This window comes from Stenotrophomonas chelatiphaga, assembly GCF_032054965.1.
Lineage (GTDB): Bacteria > Pseudomonadota > Gammaproteobacteria > Xanthomonadales > Xanthomonadaceae > Stenotrophomonas > Stenotrophomonas chelatiphaga.
Map to the genome: position 1 here is coordinate 82,764 of NZ_DAMBRS010000002.1, position 17,008 is coordinate 99,771.

14 protein-coding genes and 1 tRNA gene are annotated in these 17,008 nt (G+C 61.7%); 9 read left to right on the forward strand and 6 right to left on the reverse strand.

Annotation, left to right across the window (positions count from 1 at the left end):
- Positions 1–8: 8 nt before the first annotated feature.
- The 3 genes from trmB to thiS all read right to left on the reverse strand — a co-directional run bounded on the left by trmB (position 9) and on the right by thiS (position 1,827).
- Positions 9–743, reverse strand: coding sequence for a tRNA (guanosine(46)-N7)-methyltransferase TrmB (trmB, locus tag RTX79_RS04890; RefSeq protein WP_312682325.1), 735 nt, complete (start codon positions 741–743; stop codon positions 9–11).
- Complete coding sequence (locus RTX79_RS04895) at positions 743–1,537, reverse strand: thiazole synthase (protein WP_057687375.1); 795 nt, start codon at positions 1,535–1,537, stop codon at positions 743–745. The genes trmB and RTX79_RS04895 overlap by 1 nt, the downstream gene beginning before the upstream one ends.
- An 89-nt stretch (positions 1,538–1,626) precedes the next feature.
- Positions 1,627–1,827 (reverse strand): sulfur carrier protein ThiS, encoded by a 201-nt coding sequence (gene thiS, locus RTX79_RS04900; RefSeq protein ID WP_312682326.1) that lies wholly within the window; start codon positions 1,825–1,827, stop codon positions 1,627–1,629.
- 187 nt (positions 1,828–2,014) lie between these two features.
- Between thiS and RTX79_RS04905 the strand changes: the two genes are divergently transcribed.
- From RTX79_RS04905 to RTX79_RS04935, 7 genes are all read left to right on the forward strand, one after another.
- Positions 2,015–3,829 carry an autotransporter outer membrane beta-barrel domain-containing protein gene (locus RTX79_RS04905; protein ID WP_312682327.1) on the forward strand — a complete coding sequence of 605 codons (1,815 nt, stop codon included), beginning with the start codon at positions 2,015–2,017 and terminating at the stop codon, positions 3,827–3,829.
- Positions 3,830–3,931: 102 nt separating this feature from the next.
- Positions 3,932–4,005, forward strand: a tRNA-Gly gene (locus RTX79_RS04910).
- Between the two features lie 398 nt (positions 4,006–4,403).
- Positions 4,404–5,282, forward strand: coding sequence for a 30S ribosomal protein S6--L-glutamate ligase (gene rimK, locus RTX79_RS04915; RefSeq protein ID WP_309683852.1), 879 nt, complete (start codon positions 4,404–4,406; stop codon positions 5,280–5,282).
- A 248-nt stretch (positions 5,283–5,530) separates the two neighbouring features.
- On the forward strand, positions 5,531–6,025 hold the full coding sequence (locus tag RTX79_RS04920; RefSeq protein WP_312682330.1) for a hypothetical protein: 495 nt from the start codon (positions 5,531–5,533) through the stop codon (positions 6,023–6,025).
- Positions 6,026–6,170: 145 nt separating this feature from the next.
- Positions 6,171–6,659: a hypothetical protein gene (locus RTX79_RS04925; RefSeq protein ID WP_245625359.1), complete on the forward strand. Its 489-nt coding sequence runs from the start codon at positions 6,171–6,173 to the stop codon at positions 6,657–6,659.
- Between the two features lie 145 nt (positions 6,660–6,804).
- Positions 6,805–7,482, forward strand: coding sequence for a response regulator transcription factor (locus RTX79_RS04930; RefSeq protein ID WP_057687381.1), 678 nt, complete (start codon positions 6,805–6,807; stop codon positions 7,480–7,482).
- Complete coding sequence (locus RTX79_RS04935; protein WP_312682334.1) at positions 7,475–8,818, forward strand: sensor histidine kinase; 1,344 nt, start codon at positions 7,475–7,477, stop codon at positions 8,816–8,818. The genes RTX79_RS04930 and RTX79_RS04935 overlap by 8 nt, the downstream gene beginning before the upstream one ends.
- Positions 8,819–8,922: 104 nt before the next feature.
- Here the strand turns inward: RTX79_RS04935 and coaE are convergent, their stop codons facing one another.
- From coaE to RTX79_RS04950, 3 genes are read right to left on the reverse strand one after another with little or no spacing between them, the layout of a single operon-like run.
- Entirely contained in the window at positions 8,923–9,540 is a 618-nt protein-coding gene (gene coaE, locus RTX79_RS04940) for a dephospho-CoA kinase (RefSeq protein WP_312682337.1), read from the reverse strand.
- Positions 9,537–10,400, reverse strand: a complete 864-nt coding sequence (locus tag RTX79_RS04945; protein WP_057687384.1) for a prepilin peptidase — start codon at positions 10,398–10,400, stop codon at positions 9,537–9,539. Before RTX79_RS04945 ends, coaE begins: the two co-directional genes overlap by 4 nt.
- Positions 10,401–10,403: 3 nt before the next feature.
- Complete coding sequence (locus RTX79_RS04950) at positions 10,404–11,663, reverse strand: type II secretion system F family protein (RefSeq protein WP_312682341.1); 1,260 nt, start codon at positions 11,661–11,663, stop codon at positions 10,404–10,406.
- Positions 11,664–12,018: 355 nt separating this feature from the next.
- On the opposite strand from RTX79_RS04950, the gene RTX79_RS04955 reads away from it, so the two are divergent.
- Positions 12,019–12,417, forward strand: coding sequence for a pilin (locus RTX79_RS04955; protein ID WP_312682343.1), 399 nt, complete (start codon positions 12,019–12,021; stop codon positions 12,415–12,417).
- A 173-nt stretch (positions 12,418–12,590) separates the two neighbouring features.
- Positions 12,591–16,997, forward strand: coding sequence for an RHS repeat-associated core domain-containing protein (locus RTX79_RS04960; RefSeq protein ID WP_312682345.1), 4,407 nt, complete (start codon positions 12,591–12,593; stop codon positions 16,995–16,997).
- Positions 16,998–17,008 lie beyond the last annotated feature (11 nt).

A 17,008-nucleotide genomic window follows, 5' to 3' on the forward strand; every position in this document is an offset into this window, starting at 1 on the left:
TCAGGAGGTCAGGTGCGGTCGTACAACAGGTCCCAGACGCCGTGGCCAAGCTTCTGGCCGCGGGTCTCGAAATGGGTCTGCGGCCGCCATTCCGGACGCGGCACATGGCCGCGCGGGCCGGCCCGGTTGACCAGCCCGGCGGTGGCGTCGAGCACGTCCCACATCTGCTCGGCGTAGTCTTCCCAATCCGTGGCGCAGTGCAGGCGGCCACCGGGGCGCAGCTTGCGCACCAGCAGTTCGGCGAAAGCCGGCTGCAGCAGGCGACGCTTGTTGTGGCGCTTCTTGTGCCACGGATCGGGGAAATAGATGCGCACTTCGTCCAGCGCACCGTCGGCGATTTCCTTCTCCAGTACTTCCACTGCGTCGTGGTGGTACAGCCGGACATTGTCGACGTTGTCATCGGCCAGCGCGTTCAACAGCCGGCCCACGCCGGGTGCGTGCACTTCGATGCCGATGTAATCGCGGCTCGGATCCTGCTGGGCAGCGAAGCGCAGGGCCACGCCATTGCCGAAGCCAATCTCCATCACTTTGTGCGCATCACGGCCGAAGGTGGCGGCCAGGTCACGCACGTCGCCGCTGAAATCCAGACCGAAGCGCGGCCAGCGCTCATCGAACGCGCGCTGCTGGGCCGGGGTGAAGCGGCCCTGGCGGAGCACGAAGCTGCGGATCTCGCGGCGTCCTTCATGGACGGTGAACGGTTTGGCCGGGGCCTTGGAGCCGGTACTGGAAAACGGGTCGGTCATCAGCCGATCAATCCATCAATGGGGGAAGAGGCGCTGGCATAGCGCTTGCGCGGGATGCGGCCGGCCAAGAAGGCCTCGCGGCCGGCTTCGACCGCCTTGCGCATCGCGCTGGCCATCAGCACCGGGTGGCGCGCGCCGGCAATGGCGGTGTTCATCAGCACGCCGTCGCAGCCCAGTTCCATCGCGATGGCGGCGTCGGACGCGGTGCCGACGCCTGCATCCACGATGATCGGCACCTTGGCGTCTTCGATGATCTGCAGCAGGTTGTACTTGTTCTGGATGCCCAGCCCGGAGCCGATCGGCGCGGCCAGCGGCATCACCGCCGCGCAGCCGATCTCTTCCAGGCGCTTGGCCAGGATGGGGTCGTCGGAGGTGTAGACCATCACTTCGAAGCCGTCTTTCACCAGCATCTCGGCGGCCTTCAGCGTGGCGACCACGTCCGGGTACAGCGACTTCTGGTCGCCCAGCACTTCCAGCTTGGTCAGGTTGTGGCCATCGAGCAGCTCACGCGCCAGCCGGCAGGTGCGCACCGCGTCTTCGGCGGTATAGCAGCCGGCGGTGTTGGGCAGGATGGTGAAGCGGTCCGGCGGCAGCACGTCCAGCAGGTTCGGTTCGCCCGGGTTCTGCCCGATGTTCGTGCGGCGGATGGCGACGGTGACGATCTGCGCGCCGGCGGCTTCGGTGGCCGCGCGGGTTTCGTCCAGATCCTTGAACTTGCCGGTGCCGGTGAGCAGGCGCGAGGCGTAGGTCTTGCCGGCAATGACCAGCGAATCAGAAGGGGCGTGATGGTTCATGACGCGATTATCGCATGGGGTAACCAATGCAGGGGCTGCAGGAAGCGGTGGCGCCAAGCCATGCTCGGCGGATCCCACGGCGGCAGGCGTCACCCACCGCCCAGCGCATGCACGATCTCCACCACGTCGCCGTCGGATAGCACGTGCGTGGCATGCAGGCTGCGGGTGATGATCTCGCTGTTCACTTCCACCGCCACGCGGCGTTCAAGCAGCTGCTCGCGCTGCAGCAGGTCCTGGACGGTGGCGCCGGGGGCGAGGGTGCGGGCTTGGCCGTTGAGCTGGATGTTCATGTCGCCATTGTCGCCGATGCGCCTCCCGCAGGCAGGCCTTGCCTGACAGATAACGTGCATCGTCCCCCCGGAAGCAGCTTCAGGCGACAATACATGCCGCGGCGCAGCGTGACTTTGCCTGTGCTGATGAAACCATTGCACCGTGCGCTGGCGTATTGCCGGCGCTTGATCCCACAGGAGTTTCCCCATGTTGTCCAGTAAACGCCCCGTCCGCACGCTGATCGCCGCTGCGCTCGCCCTTGCCGCCCTGCCGGCCATGGCCGCCGAGCCGGCGTTCAACCGCACGGTGTTCTTTGGCGACAGCCTGACCGACAGCGGCTACTTCCGTCCGCTGCTGCCCGCCGCGGTGCAGCCGGTGACCGGCAAGTTCACTACCAACCCGGCCTGGGTATGGGCCGAACACGTGGCCGACTACTACGGCACCAACGCCACCCCGAACGGCAACGGCCAGAGCGGTGACAACTACGCTGCCGGTGGCGCCACGGTGGCCACCGATGTCGTCGGCCCGCTCGGTCCGACCCCGTCGCTGGCCACCCAGGCCAGCCGCTACCTCGCCGCCAATGGCGGCAAGGCCGATCCGAATGCGCTGTATACGGTGTGGGGTGGCGCGAACAACCTGCTCGGCATCACCACGCCGGCGCAGGCACCGGCGGTGATCGGCGCGGCGGTGACCAGCCAGATCGGCATCGTCGGCAGCCTGCAGGCGGCAGGCGCCAAGTACGTGGTGGTGCCGAACCTGCCCGACATCGGCCTGACCCCGATGGCGCGTGCCGGCGGCCCGGCCGCGGTGGCGCAGTACACCGCCGTGGCCACTGCCTACAACAACGCGCTGTATGGCGGCCTGACCCAGGCAGGCATCGAGTTCATCCCGCTGGATACCTTCACCATCCTGCGTGAAATCGTCGCCTCCCCGGCCACCTACGGCTTCCGCAACGTGACCAACGCGGCGTGCACCGTGGCTTCGTCGGTCACCTGCAACCCGACCAGCCTGGTGGCCCCGGATGCGGCCACCGCCTACGTGTTCGCCGATGGCATCCATCCGTCCGCGGCCACCCACGAGATGCTAGGCCAGTACGCCATTTCGGTGCTGGAAGCCCCGCGCCTGCAGCAGGTGCTGACCCATTCGGCACAGACCATCGGCCGTTCGCGTGCCGACCAGGTCAGCCTGCACCTGGGCGGTGCACCGGCCGATGGCCTGTCGTGGTGGGGCGGCGTGCGTGGCGACATGCAGCGTTACGACCACGCCGATCTGTACGACGGGCTGGCGCCGGCCGGCCTGTTCGGCATCGACTGGGCGCGTGATGGCATGGTCGTCGGCGGCTTCGCCGGCTACGGCCGCATGGATGCCGATTTCGGCAACAGCCAGGGTGACTTCACCCAGTCCGACACCACCGTGGGCCTGTTCGCCGGCTGGTATGGCGAGCGTGCGTGGGTGAACGGCCAGGTCAGCTACAGCTGGCTGGACTACGACGTCACCCGCAAGGTGCACCTCGGCCCGGCCACCCGCGAACACACCGGCTCGCCGGAAGGCAGCAACCTGACCGCGGCCCTGAATGCCGGCTACGAGTTCGGCCAGGAAGGCAGCTTCCGCCACGGCCCGGTGGCCGCGGTGATCTGGCAGAAGGTCAAGCTGGACGGCTACCTGGAAAGCAACCCGAGCAGCACCGCGTTGGGCTACAACGACCAGGATGCCGATTCCACCGTGGGCCGCCTGGGTTGGCAGGCGCGCCTGGACGGCGGCAGCATCAAGCCGTACGTGCAGGTCACCTACGACCATGAGTTCGAAGACCGCCAGGACGCCAGCGCCTTCCTGCAGAGCCTGCCGGGCGTGGGCAGCTACCGCGTGCCGGGCCTGAAGTTCGACAAGGACTACGCCACCGCCATCCTGGGTGCGCGCATGGAACTGTTCGGCCTGCAGAGCAACATCGGCCTGAGCGCCACCACGATGCAGAAGAAGTCGATGGACACCTCGATCTTCGCCAGCTTCAGCGGCGCGTTCTGAAGGGAGTGACGGCTTGGTGGGTGACGGCCGTTGGTCGTCACCTTCCGCACGGCGGCGGATTGCGCTTTTCATGGCCCGCCGCCTACACTGTCGCCCTGCGCTGCGGGTGTAGCTCAATGGTAGAGCTGTAGCTTCCCAAGCTACTGACGAGGGTTCGATTCCCTTCACCCGCTCCATCGAGACCACTCAATCGACAACTGTCTGATTGAGCTGGCAATTCGGGCCAACTGATGATTCCGAGCGATGCCCCCTTGAGGTATCGATCGAGGTATCACGCATGCCCACGCCCTTGCTGCTGGCCCGCCCAGCTGGGCTCTACGCACGTTTCTGCGTCCCAACCGACCTCCGTCCAGTCATTGGCACGCCTGAAGGCGTTCTACCTTCCGTGTTCCTCGCCGGGCCATGAGCGGCCCGACAATGAACCCGAAAGGTCCCAGGAAAAGCGGGATCGGCGAAAAGGGGACGGAGGGAATTAAGTCGCTAACCGCACATCAGGCTGATGAGGACTTAATTCCCTCCGTCCCCTTTTACATGCTGCGCGCTATGCTTCGCGCTTCCGTACGGCCCGGCCCCGATGAAACTCGCCATCCTTTCGCGCAACAGCAAGCTGTACTCCACCCGCCGCCTGGTGGAGGCCGCGCGCAGCCGGGGCCACACGGTGCGCGTGCTCGATCCGCTGCGTTGCTACATGCGCATCGCCGCCGACGGCTTCACCATGCATTACAAGGGTCGGCCGATGACCGGCGTGGATGCGGTGATTCCCCGCATCGGCGCGTCGGTGACCCGCTACGGCACCGCCGTGCTGCGCCAGTTCGAACTGATGGGCGCGCGCACGCCCAATCCCTCCGACGCCATCCTGCGTTCGCGCGACAAGCTGCGCGCGCACCAGCTGCTGGCGGCCAAGGGCATCGACATGCCGATCACGGTGTTCGGCGACAACCCGGATGACACCGTCGACCTGCTGTCCATGCTGGGCCCGCCGCCGCACGTGGTGAAGCTCAACGAGGGCACCCAGGGCAGGGGGGTGATCCTGACCGAAAAGGCGAGCGCGTCACGCGGCATCGTCGATGCGCTGCGCGGCCTGTATGCCAACTTCCTGATGCAGGAGTTCATCGGCGAAGCCCAGGGCGCGGATCTGCGCTGCCTGGTGGTCGGTGACCAGGTGGTGGCCGCGATGCAGCGCCAGGCACCGGAAGGCGACTTCCGTTCCAATCTGCACGCCGGCGGCACCGCCCAGCCCGCCAAGGCCAGTCGTGCCGAGGCGCAGGTGGCAGTGAGATCGGCCAAGGCGCTCGGGCTGAGCGTGGCGGGGGTGGACCTGATCCGCTCCGCGCGCGGACCGCTGGTGCTGGAAGTGAATTCCACGCCGGGGCTGGAAGGGGTCGAAGGCGCCTGCAACGTGGATATTGCCGGGCGCATCATCCAGCACGTCGAGAAGATCGTAAGTCGTTGAAATAAAAAGAAATATAATTTATCTTGAAGCGTGAGAGCCCGATTTAACGACCCTTTAATCGCCGCTGACGTATCGTCCATCACACCGCAGCTCTGCCTCATCAGCAGGATCGGTATCGGGATATGAAACTTCAGACCCGGACGGAGACGTCCGGGTCTTTTTTATGCGTTGCCCCAGCCGGCACCCCTGCGCTTGATCGGTCCGACCATCGCTCGTACAGTTGGGTTTCGTTCATGGAGGAAGCACAGATGAAGTCGGTTCTGATTGCAGCATTCGCCGTCGCCTTCGGTGTGACTGGCGCCGCCCACGCCAAGATTGATGCCAAGCCGGCCACCGATGCCGCGCTGGTGCAGTTGGACGTGCAGGAATCGGTCGCCCAGCAGTTGGCCCGCGTGGAAGGGGCCCTGCACAGCGAGCGGTACAGCGAGATCGGCGTTGAGGACAAGAGCAAGGTCAACGCAGCCATCGCGCGCATCCGCGACAACCTGGGCCAACACCAGACCGTCGAAGAGGCCAATCCTGCCGAGCGCACGGCGATCTTCAACGACCAGGAGCTCATCAACTCGATCCTGACCCGCGCCCATGCGGACAGCCGGATGGTCTGCCAGCGCGAGAGGTTGACCGGGAGCAACCGCCATACCAATGTCTGCATGACCGTTGCCCAGCGTCGTGAAGCGCGCGAAAACAGCGCCGATGTGCTGCGTAACTACAACCGTGTCAACCCGAAGGCCGGCACGCTCTGAGCCGCAGCGGTACCCCGCTATGAACGGGCGCATGAAGGCTTGGTGCGCCCGTTCTTCTGCCTCCACCGCACGGTGGTACTTTCCTCCCTTGATTCCTTCCTCACATGACTCTTACAGTCAGGGTTCTTTCAAGGAGGAGACCCGGATGAAAACGCTTCACGCCATGGCTTTTGCCATCGCCCTTGGCCTGACCAGCCTTTCCGCGCATGCCCATGTGCAGTCTGAATCGGCCGCCGGCAACACGGCCGCGCCGGTCCAGCTCAATGTGCGGGCCTCGGCCCAGGAGCAGCTCGCGGGTGTAGAGCGCGCGCTGTACAGCGAGCACTACAGCGAAGTGAGCCTGGAAGACAAAAGCAAGGTCAGCGCGGCCATCAACCGCATCCGCACCCGGCTGGGCGAGCACGACAGCGTCGAGCAGACCACGCCACAGGCCCAGACCGACATCCTCAACGACCAGTCGGTGGTCAATACCATCCTCAGCCGGGCCCACGCCGACAGCCGCATGGTCTGCCGTCGCGAGCGCGCCACCGGCAGCAACCGGCCGGAGCGGGTGTGCCTGACCGTCGCCCAGCGTCGCAAGATGCAGGAAGACTCCAAGGAAGGCCTGCGTCGCTTCCAGCACACCAATCGGTGACCTTGACGCGCCCTGCGCGCGGTTTCGTGTGAAATGTTAATGCCCGGGTCTGTATGGTTGGCGTCAGCCGGCAACAGGCCCCGGGTCGCAACCTGCGGGTTGCGGCCATGCCGAACCGGCACCCCATCATGAAACAGAGGTCCCAGTGCGAATTCTCGTCATCGAAGACAACAGTGATATTGCCGCCAACCTCGGCGACTACCTCGAGGACCGCGGCCACACGGTGGACTTCGCCGCGGACGGTGTGACCGGCCTGCACCTGGCCGTGGTGCACGAGTTCGACGCCATCGTGCTGGACCTCAACCTGCCGGGCATGGACGGCATCGAAGTCTGCCGCAAGCTGCGCAACGAAGCGCGCAAGCAGACCCCGGTGCTGATGCTGACCGCGCGTGACTCGCTGGACAACAAACTGGCCGGTTTTGATTCCGGCGCCGACGATTACCTGATCAAGCCGTTTGCGCTGCAGGAAGTGGAAGTGCGCCTGAATGCGCTTTCGCGCCGCGGCAAGGGCGTGCAGACCCGCGTGCTGGAGACCGGCGACCTGGAATACAACCTGGACACTCTGGAAGTGCGCCGCCAGGGCAAGCTGCTGCAGCTCAATCCGACCGCGCTGAAGATCCTGCAGGCGCTGATGGAAGCCTCGCCGGCCGTGGTGACCCGCCAGGAGCTGGAAACCCGTGTCTGGGGCGAGGAACTGCCGGATTCGGATTCGCTGCGCGTACATATCCATGGCCTGCGCGCGGTGGTGGACAAGCCCTTCGAGGTGCCGATGATCCAGACCCGCCATGGCATCGGTTACCGGATCGCCGCGCCGGATGCCTGAAAACGCAGCACCCAGGCGGCCACGCCGGCGCGGACCGTATCGTCGCCGGCTACGCAGCCGCATCATCGTGTCCTTCGTGCTGTTGGGCTTCTGCCTGACCACGCTGTTTGCGTTCGCCACCAACTGGGCGCGCATGCGGGTGGAAAACCAGCTCGTCGAAGACGTGATGAATCGCAATATCGACGAATATGCGCGGCGTTTTGCGTCCGACTCCAGCCGCAATCCTGATCTTCCCGTACAGCAGATGTTCGCCCGGCTGGTCAAGCCGGACCGCTTCGAAGCGCTGCGTCAGGAAGAGCCCGATTGGTATGAGTTCACCGACGGCATCCACAGCGTCAGTGGCACCGATGATCGCGGCCAGCCGTATTCGTACAAGCTCGCCGTGCGCAAGACGCCGCAGGCGTGGTTCTTCCTTGCCTACGACATGACCGAAAGCCTGCGCGGCGAGACACAGCTCAACCGCGCGCTGTTCCTGTCGGTGCTGGTGTTCAGCCTGCTGTCGCTGGTGCTGGGCTGGTGGTCGGCGTCGAAGGTGATGAAACCGGTATCGGACCTGGCCAAGCGGCTGCGCGCCTATCGCGGTGGGACCAGTGATCCCGAGCCGCTGGCGCCGCGCTTCCCCGACGACGAGGTGGGCCAGTTGGCGCAGGCGCTGGACGATTATTCGTCGCGGCTGACCGAAGTGGTACAGCGCGACCGCGAGTTCAATGCCGACGTCAGCCACGAGCTGCGTACGCCGCTGGCAGTGATCCGGGGTGCCACCGAACTGCTGCTGACCCGGCCCGGCCTGGACGAAAAAGTGCTGCAGCGCCTGCAGCGCATCCAGCGTGCCGAACAGCAGTGCAGCGATCTGATCGGTGCGTTGCTGCTGTTGTCGCGCAACGAACGCGGGCAGGGCACCAGCAACGTGGCGCGGGTGGCCGAACAGCTGCTGGATTCGCACCGCGCGCAGCTGGGGGGCAAGCCGATCACGCTGACCCTTGAAGGTGCCCGCGACGTGATCGTGGACGCACCGGAATCGGCGTTGTCGGTGGCGTTGGGCAACCTGATCGGCAACGCGGTGAAGTATTCGCAGGACGGCGAAGTGCGGGTGAACGTCGGCAACAACGCCGTATCGGTCGCCGACAGCGGCCCGGGCCTGAGCGAGGAAGATGCCGCCAAGCTGTTCCAGCGCGGCTACCGCGGCACGCATGCCGGCCACTCGCAGGGCGGCGGTATCGGCCTGTCGATCGTCAGCCGCCTGTGCGACCTGTACGGCTGGCAGGTAAGCGTACGCCCCGGCGGCGACCGCGGCGTAGTGGCCACCCTGACCTTCGCCCCGAAGCTTCTAGGCTAGCCTGGAAATCGGTAGTGACGGCCGCTGGCCGTCATGCTTCGGTGGGTGACGACCGTTGGTCGTCACGCTCTTACCGCTGCGCTCGCCTAAAACAGCGCAGAAGATCACCCCAGCGCATCCGCCAACTGAAGATAGGCGTGATGCAACCGCTCCACCTGCGCCTGCAGCGCATCCGGGTGACCTTCATTGGTCACCACGTCATCAGCCAAGGCCAGCCGCTGTTCCCGGGTGGCCTGCGCATCGATCATCCGCTGCGCCAGCACCGCGTCACTGCCATCACGCTGCATCAGCCGGGCAAGCTGAAGCGCCTCAGGCGCGTCCACCACCAGCACCCTGTCCAGCCAGCCATAAACCTGACGCCCGCCAGCCTCGGTCAGCAGCGGAATCGCGGCGATGGCATACGGGCTTGTGGCCTGCTCGCACTGGCTGCGCAGCAGCTCGCGGATGGCGGGGTGGGTGATCGCTTCCAGCGCCTTGCGTTCGGCCACATCGGCGAACACGTGGGCACGCAGCCGCGCGCGGTCCAGCGCACCATCGCCCAGCAGCATGCCGGGCCCGAATCGTTCGGAAATCATCGCCAGCGCCGGGCTGCCCGGCGCCACCACCGCACGCGCGGCCAGGTCGGCGTCGGCGACGGTAACCCCCAGCGCCTCGAAGCGCCGGGTCACCTCGCTCTTGCCGGAGGCGATGCCCCCGGTCAGGCCGACGACGAACCGGCTCATCGCAGGCCGGCGTATCTCAGGTAGCCGTCTATCAACGGCTCGCCCCACATGAAGACCAGCCAGCCGGCGATGGCCAGGTAGGGGCCGAAGGGAATCGGCGTGGCGCGGTCACGGCCCCGGCTGTACAGCCAGATCGAGCCCACCACGGCGCCCACCACCGACGACAGCAGGATGATCGGCAGCACGCCTTTCAGCCCGCACCACGCGCCCAGCGCGGCCAGCAGCTTGAAATCGCCGTGGCCCATGCCTTCCTTGCCGGTCAGCTGCTTGAAGATCCACCACACCGACCACAGCGACAGATAGCCCACCAGCGCGCCCAGCAGGGCAGGCTTGGCCGGCATGTACAGATTGTCGACTGCGCCGATCAACCCCAGCCACATCAAAGGCAGGGTCAATTGGTCCGGCAGCAGCTGGGTGCGCATGTCGATGCCCGACAACGCCACCAGGAAGCAGGACAGCACGATCGCGCCAAAGCCCTGCCAGCCGAAGCCGAACTGCCACACGCTGGCGAGCACCAGCACGGCAGTCAGCAGCTCCACCAGCGGGTACTGGATGGAGATCGGGGCCTTGCAATGGCGGCACTTGCCGCCTTGGATCACCCAGCTGAACAGCGGGATGTTTTCGTACCACGACAGCTTGTGCTTGCAGTGCGGGCAGTGCGAAGGCTCCACCACGATGCCAGGCGGCGGCGGCTCGTAGATGTCCTCCTGCTCCAGCACCTCGTGCGCGTCGCGCTTCCACTGCCATTCCAGCCGCTTGGGCAGGCGCAGGATGACGACGTTGAGGAAGCTGCCGAGCAGCAACCCCAGGCCGGCCGCGGCGGGGTAGCCGAGGACCGGATGCTGGTCTAGAAATGCCATTTGTTATCCAACCACCGCGCCGAGTTTGAAGATAGGCAGGTACATACCGATCACCATACCGCCAACGACCACGCCAATGAAGACCATGATCATGGGTTCCAGCAGGCTGCTCAGCGAATCGACGGCATTGTTCACTTCCTGCTCGAAGTATTCGGCCACCTTGAACAGCATCGTATCCAGCGCGCCGGCCTCTTCGCCGATGCCGGTCATCTGCACCACCATGTGCGGGAAGATGTTGACCTGCTTCATCGCCATGTTGACCGGATAACCGACCGACACGTCATCACGCATGCGCAGCACGGCCTCTTCGTAGACCTTGTTGCCGGTGGCGCCGGCGACGATCCCCAGTGCTTCCACCAGTGGCACGCCGGCCTTGAAGGTCACGGCGGTGGTACGGGCGAAGCGCGCGATCGAACTGTTGTGCATGATCTGGCCGATCACCGGCACTTTCAGGATGAAACGATCCATGCCGTGCTGCATTCGCGGTGAGCGTTTGTAGGCCATGACGAAGCCGACGATGGCTCCGACGATGACAATGGCCATCAGCCACCACCAAGAAACCATGAAGCGCGATAGATTCACGATCATCTGGGTGAACGCGGGAAGTTCCGCACCGAAGCCGGCGAAGACTTCCTCGAACTGTGGCACCACGAAGATCAGCAGGATGGCCGAAACCAGCAGCGCAACCGCGATCACCATCGTAGGGTAGAACAGCGCTTTCTTGATCTTGCCCTTCAGGGCTTCGATGTTCTCTTTGTAGTTGGCGATGGTGTCCAGTACGGTTTCCAGTACACCGGCGCCTTCGCCCGCACGCACCAGGTTCCGGTACAGTTCATCGAACTGCACGGGGTGCTTGCTGATCGCTTCATACAGCGATGAGCCGCCCTCGATGTCGGTGCGGATGGTATCGACCATCTTTTTCATCCGAGGGTTCTTATGACCCCCGCCAATGATCTCCAGCGACGACACGATGGGCACGCCGGACTTCATCATCGTCGCCATCTGGCGACTGAAGAATGCGATGTCCTTCGCCGATACCGGCTTGCCGGCTTGGCCAAACAGCGGCTTGGTCTTCGCTTTTACGACCTTGGGTGTGATGCCCTGGCGGCGCAGGTCCGCCTTGAGCATATTGGCATTCTTCGCCAACTGTTCGCCCTTCATCTTGACGCCACGCTTGTCGGTCCCCTCCCAGACAAACGGCGCCAAGTCCATGGTGCTACGCGCCACGGGCTGCTTCTTGATGGCACTGCGACTTGCTGACATTTTGAGCTCCCCGGCCTGCCATCCCCAGCAGGCATCTAGCCGCAGATGCTAGCGGATTCCTGACCTCCTGGGCAGTCCGCCTATGGGGTGACGCAGTCGGGAGGTCGACATGGGCCAAAGGTGACGCCCTGCGTCACATTGCTGGGCCCATCGCAGAACCCGGAATCAGGGCTTCACAATCGAAGGAATGCTGGCATTATTGCCGCCGGGGAGATGAGGAGGCCGTGCCGGGGAAGTTGGCACGCAACCTGCGTAGTCTTTTCCTGCAAGGTGCTGCGGCCCGCTCAACCGGTGGGACCACCGGCTCCGGCAGCAGTTCCTTTCCACACCACCTAATTCCTTGGGGATGTACAAAATGAAGAACCAGAAGGGCTTTACCCTGATCGAACTGATGATCGTTGTTGCGATCATCGCCATCCTGGCCGCCATCGCTCTGCCGGCTTACAGCGACTACACCAAGAAGGCCAAGGTCTCCGAAGTGATCCTGGCTGCCTCGGCTGTCCGTACCGCCGTGTCCGAGTACGCTGCTGGTAACGGCGCGCTGCCGCCGGCTGACTGGACCCCGGAAGCTCAGAACTCTGATTTCGTTGACGGCGTTGAGTGGAATGGCACCACGATCACTGCAAACTCGATCGTTCCGGGCGCCGAAGGCACCATCACCCTGACCGCTGAAAAGGCCGACAATGACCAGGTCACCTGGGTCTGCGCTGGTTCGGTCGATGCCAAGTACCGTCCGGGTACCTGCCAGGGCTAATTAGCTCGGCTGTTTGGTTCACGAAATGGGGAGGCCTTGGCCTCCCCATTTTCGTTTGCACGAGAATACGGACACGACATTTGTAGGTGTTTCGGTTCTACGTAGAGCCGCAATAGAAAATGAAGTGCATGCCATGTGGAAACGGCCGCCAGAAATGACAAGGACTGTTGAATATGCCTCGACTTAACGCAAAGCTGACGAATTATGGCCAGGCGATAAGAAGCTCAGTGCTGCCATGGCTTCTTGTCATTCTCGCAAGCGTTCCAACGGCGGACGCTGCCTTCGCGGCCACCGGTTGCTCCACGCCAGCTTTCACGTACACAGGGGTGTTTCAGATACTGGTGGAGCAGACTTGCTCCACGCTAGCGGAGGCCCGGGCGGAATGCGACGTAATGACGGCGCCGTTCCAACCCTATCATTCTGTGGGTTGTCACTGGAATGGGAAAAATGGCGCTTGGTCTGGCTATGCTGGACATTACCGCATTGCAGGAGAGCTTCCTTTCTACTTTTTCCGTTTTAATGTTCCTGCCGGACCGGTGGCAGATCAAGACAAGAACCGGGGGGTGCCCGATTGCAAGGCGCAATGCTTCGGAGACCCCGTAAACGCCGGTACCGGCAACTCCTTTGAACAGCGCAGGGAGTACGCCGGGCAAGGGAGGCTGCCGCTGGAAGTCTCATGGACCTACAACAGCTTAGGACTCGCGCAGGGGAGAGTCGCCGCCCTGAGCTTATTCGGCCGTAATCGGCTCTCGAACTACTCGCGGCAGCTTGACAGGTTCGACTACAACGGCTACTCGTCTGTTTCCTTGATACGGCCTGACGGAAATATCCTGCGCTTTACCCTGGAGGCTACGGGTTGGGCCTCCAATACGGGGAGGGGTGAGCGCCTTGTGGAGGTGAATGGTGACAGCGTCGCATGGCGCTTCGTCGGCACCGATGATGTGACTGAAGAGTTCTCCTTGGATGGTCGTCTTATCGCGTTGCGAAGCACAGATGGGAGTCATCAAACGCTAATTTATGATGCGAAGGCACGACTTGTAGCCGTAGAGGATAGGCAAGGTCGCGAGATCAGTTTTGAGTACAACAACTTTGATCTGGTTTCTAAGTTGACTGACCCCAAAGGGCTTGTTACGCGTTTCTCGTATACAAAGTATAAAGACCTTTCGGCCGTTACCTACGCTGATGGAACCACCGTTCAATATCTTTACGACGAGCCTGGCTTCGTTACTGGTTACGCGAAGAGGGGGTTGTTGACTGGAATTATCAACGAACTCGGCGTCAGGCACGTCAGCAAGCGTTACGACGCAGAAGGAAGGGCGACGTATACCGCTCTAGCGGATGGCACTGACGAGCAAACAGCGGCATACACCACGGATGTAACTGGAACTTTTGCAAGCAGCACAGTTGTATCAACGCAGCCGGGCCATCGTAGGGCAATGAGCTTCGCCGTAAAGAATGGCTGGGTTAGGCCGGTTGTGATTAATGAGACTTGCGATAACTGTGCCCCAAGCCAGACGCGGATCACTTATGACGAGACGGGCAACCCTTTATCGATAGATGCGTCCGGCGTGCAACGGGTGTATTCCTATGATGATAGAGGGCGCGTCGCTGTACTTAAGGAGGCGGCCAGCAATCCGAATCCACTACGAACTACGCTCACCGAGTGGCACGATTACTGGAACGTGAGGTTGCGCGAGCATGTTCTCGGTGCTGACGGAGCGGTTGTGAAAGCGACCGAGTGGGGTGTTAACCAGCGTGGGCAGATTGTCAGTGAATCCGTACGATCTGCTGGAGTTGCCAGTCCCCGAATCTCGACTTGGACCTATTGTGAGCAGGCTGACGTGGCGAGGGGGCTTTGCCCATTCGTAGGGCAACTCACTGCTCTGGATGGTCCACGAACAGATGTAAATGATCAGACAGTGCTTGTCTATTATCCTACAAGCGCACCGGGGTGTGATAAGCCCGGTGCGGCATGTCCTTATCGAAAGGGCGATCTCTGGATGGTCCAGGATGCTGTAGGCAACACAGTTGAAATGGTCGAGTTTGACGGTGGTGGGAATCTGATCGGCGCGCTTGATCCCAATGGGCTCTATACGCGCGTTACGCGCGATGCTCGTGGACGCTTTCTATCGAGAACAGTTAGCGATGCGTCTGGCCCGAGCCAAATTCTGTCGGTTTCATATCTTGCAAATGGGCTGATACAGAGGTCTGACTTGCCTAGCGGTGACTCCGTCCAATACTTTTACGATCAATCGGAAAGATTGGTGCGCATCCAAGAAGGGGGAGGGCAGGGGATTGACTTCACGCTGGATGGGGCTGGCAGGCGTACTGGCGAAGTAATCAGTGATGCGGGTGGCAGCGTTAGGGCACGTTGGAGGAGAATATTTAATGCGCGGGGAGAGAAAGTCTCATCCATAGATGCATATGGAAACGCCTCGGTGGCCAACTACGACACACAGGGCAACCTAACGAAGGTGATAGCTCCTTCTGGAGTCGTTGAAGATCGAGTCTTCGACTCAATCGGGAGGCTGGTCTCATATACGCAGGATGCACGTCTGCTGGCGACCAATTCCTCCATCGCTTATGACACCCTCGATAGAGTTACGAGCGTCGTGGATCCCAGGGGGCTCACTACTCGCTATGCGTACGATAATTATAGCGGCCTGTCTGAAATGGAAAGTCCAGATGGGGGGAGGGTGAGTTTTATATATGACGAGGCGGGGAACGTGACACGTGCCGTAGACGCCATGGGTCAGGCTGTTACTTATAAGTATGACGGGCTGAACCGTCTGGTGGCTAAAGTCGGGGATAGGGAGCATGCTTATGTATACGATGTTGCCTCCGCTGACTGTAAGGTGGGAGAGCGGTTTGCGGTTGGAAGGCTGTCTCTAATCGACGACTCGAAAGTTAAAACGGCTATCTGTTACGGGCCTTTCGGGAATGTTGTGCGTAAAACGCAAGCCGTAGGAAGCGTTAAGCTCAGTCTGGCGACGGATGTTGGCCCTTCGGGCGAGGTGGATAGTATGACTTATCCCGATGGTTGGAGGATTCAATATTTGCGAAATCCTCAAGGAGCGGTCCAGGAGGTGCGTGCTATCCACTCAAGCGCGGGATCTCAGGTTCTCATGCATTCGATCTCCCACCATCCGTTCGGTCCCCTGAGGTCTTGGGTATTTGGAAATGGGAGGCGGGTAATGCGTCACGTCGACTTTGCCTATAGGCCGACAGAGATTGAAGGAGGTGATGGCGGGCTTAATGTTGGTCTCGCTTACGACACCGATGGGAATGTCGCCAGATTGTCTGTCGATAACGGGTCGCGAATGTTCGCTTATGACGGACTGGGTCGTCTTACTGATACTGCTGATCCGAATCGCCCGAACTCATTGGTTACGTATCGATACGATGGAAATGGCAATCGTATATCTCGCGTCAGTGAGAATGCTGTCGAAGATTACGTGTATGCAGAAGACAGTAACAAGTTGCAGGAGGTCGGTGGTATACCTCGAGGATACGACGCTGCAGGCAGTACGGTCTTCGTAGGGACGCAGAGATCGTATGCATATGATCGTGACGGACGCATGAGTAGCGTGTCCCAAGATGGTTTGGTGCTGGCCCGATATTTGTACAACGCAAAAGGTGAACAAATCAAGAAAGATTTCGGATCGTATAGCGTGATCTCTTTCTTTGACGAGCAGTCTCGGTGGATTGGTGATTACGATCAGAACGGCAAGTCGATTCAGCAGGCGGTTTGGCTTGGGAATCGCCTGATTGGACTACTGGTCGGTCAGCAATTGTTTTACGTCCAAGTTGATCATCTTGGCTCCCCGCGCGTGGTAATCGATCCTGTTCGCGACGCGCCGGTGTGGAGCTGGGATATGACAGCTGATTCATTTGGTAGCTCTTTGCCCAATGAAGATGCCGATGATGATGGGCAGACATTTAAACTTGAAATGAGATTCCCGGGCCAGCGATTTGATGAGGTGAGCGGGCTGGTTCAGAATATGAACCGTGACTATGACCCTGGAGTGGGCCGATACGTGCAAGTGGACCCCATTGGTCTTGCGGGAGGTCAGAATGTGTTCGCCTACGCCGAATCCAATCCTTTGTCAAAATACGACCCGGATGGGTTGAAAGCAACTATCGGCCCGGCTGCAAGTTTTGACAGGCGCGCGCGAGGTTCCATCAGGTGCCAGAATGGTGTTGTTTCTCCATTTCTCATGAATATTTCTAACGCGGAGATGGGTTGTTTTGGTAGTTGTATCATGGAGCATGAACTCTCGCATGCGAGAGATGCTGAGTCTAGTAATCCGGGTGTCTGCAAGTACGGTGGATGGATGCCATTGCTGCACCCAGTTGGCAGCGTGACGTTTCCTACTGAGGGTCCGCCTGGTGTGCTCCCAGAATATTTCCGATCTGAGTTCAGGGCGCATGCAATCGAGGCAGCTTGTTTGACGTCTAAGCTAGAGAAGTCGGATTGCGATGGGCGCTCATGCAATAAAAGGATGAGGGATAGGATTAGGGAAATTGTAGATATTCACTGGCCGGCGGTAGTCAACGGTACATATGGTCGTGGAGACTAGGTTCCGGGGTC

Bases quoted from the DNA above. Each gene is read 5' to 3' on its own strand.
- trmB (WP_312682325.1), bottom strand. From the start codon at position 743: ATGACCGACCCGTTTTCCAGTACCGGCTCCAAGGCCCCGGCCAAACCG.
- RTX79_RS04895 (WP_057687375.1), bottom strand. From the start codon at position 1,537: ATGAACCATCACGCCCCTTCTGATTCGCTGGTCATTGCCGGCAAGACC.
- thiS (WP_312682326.1), bottom strand. From the start codon at position 1,827: ATGAACATCCAGCTCAACGGCCAAGCCCGCACCCTCGCCCCCGGCGCC.
- RTX79_RS04905 (WP_312682327.1), top strand. From the start codon at position 2,015: ATGTTGTCCAGTAAACGCCCCGTCCGCACGCTGATCGCCGCTGCGCTC.
- rimK (WP_309683852.1), top strand. From the start codon at position 4,404: ATGAAACTCGCCATCCTTTCGCGCAACAGCAAGCTGTACTCCACCCGC.
- RTX79_RS04920 (WP_312682330.1), top strand. From the start codon at position 5,531: ATGAAGTCGGTTCTGATTGCAGCATTCGCCGTCGCCTTCGGTGTGACT.
- RTX79_RS04925 (WP_245625359.1), top strand. From the start codon at position 6,171: ATGAAAACGCTTCACGCCATGGCTTTTGCCATCGCCCTTGGCCTGACC.
- RTX79_RS04935 (WP_312682334.1), top strand. From the start codon at position 7,475: ATGCCTGAAAACGCAGCACCCAGGCGGCCACGCCGGCGCGGACCGTAT.
- coaE (WP_312682337.1), bottom strand. From the start codon at position 9,540: ATGAGCCGGTTCGTCGTCGGCCTGACCGGGGGCATCGCCTCCGGCAAG.
- RTX79_RS04945 (WP_057687384.1), bottom strand. From the start codon at position 10,400: ATGGCATTTCTAGACCAGCATCCGGTCCTCGGCTACCCCGCCGCGGCC.
- RTX79_RS04950 (WP_312682341.1), bottom strand. From the start codon at position 11,663: ATGTCAGCAAGTCGCAGTGCCATCAAGAAGCAGCCCGTGGCGCGTAGC.
- RTX79_RS04955 (WP_312682343.1), top strand. From the start codon at position 12,019: ATGAAGAACCAGAAGGGCTTTACCCTGATCGAACTGATGATCGTTGTT.
- RTX79_RS04960 (WP_312682345.1), top strand. From the start codon at position 12,591: ATGCCTCGACTTAACGCAAAGCTGACGAATTATGGCCAGGCGATAAGA.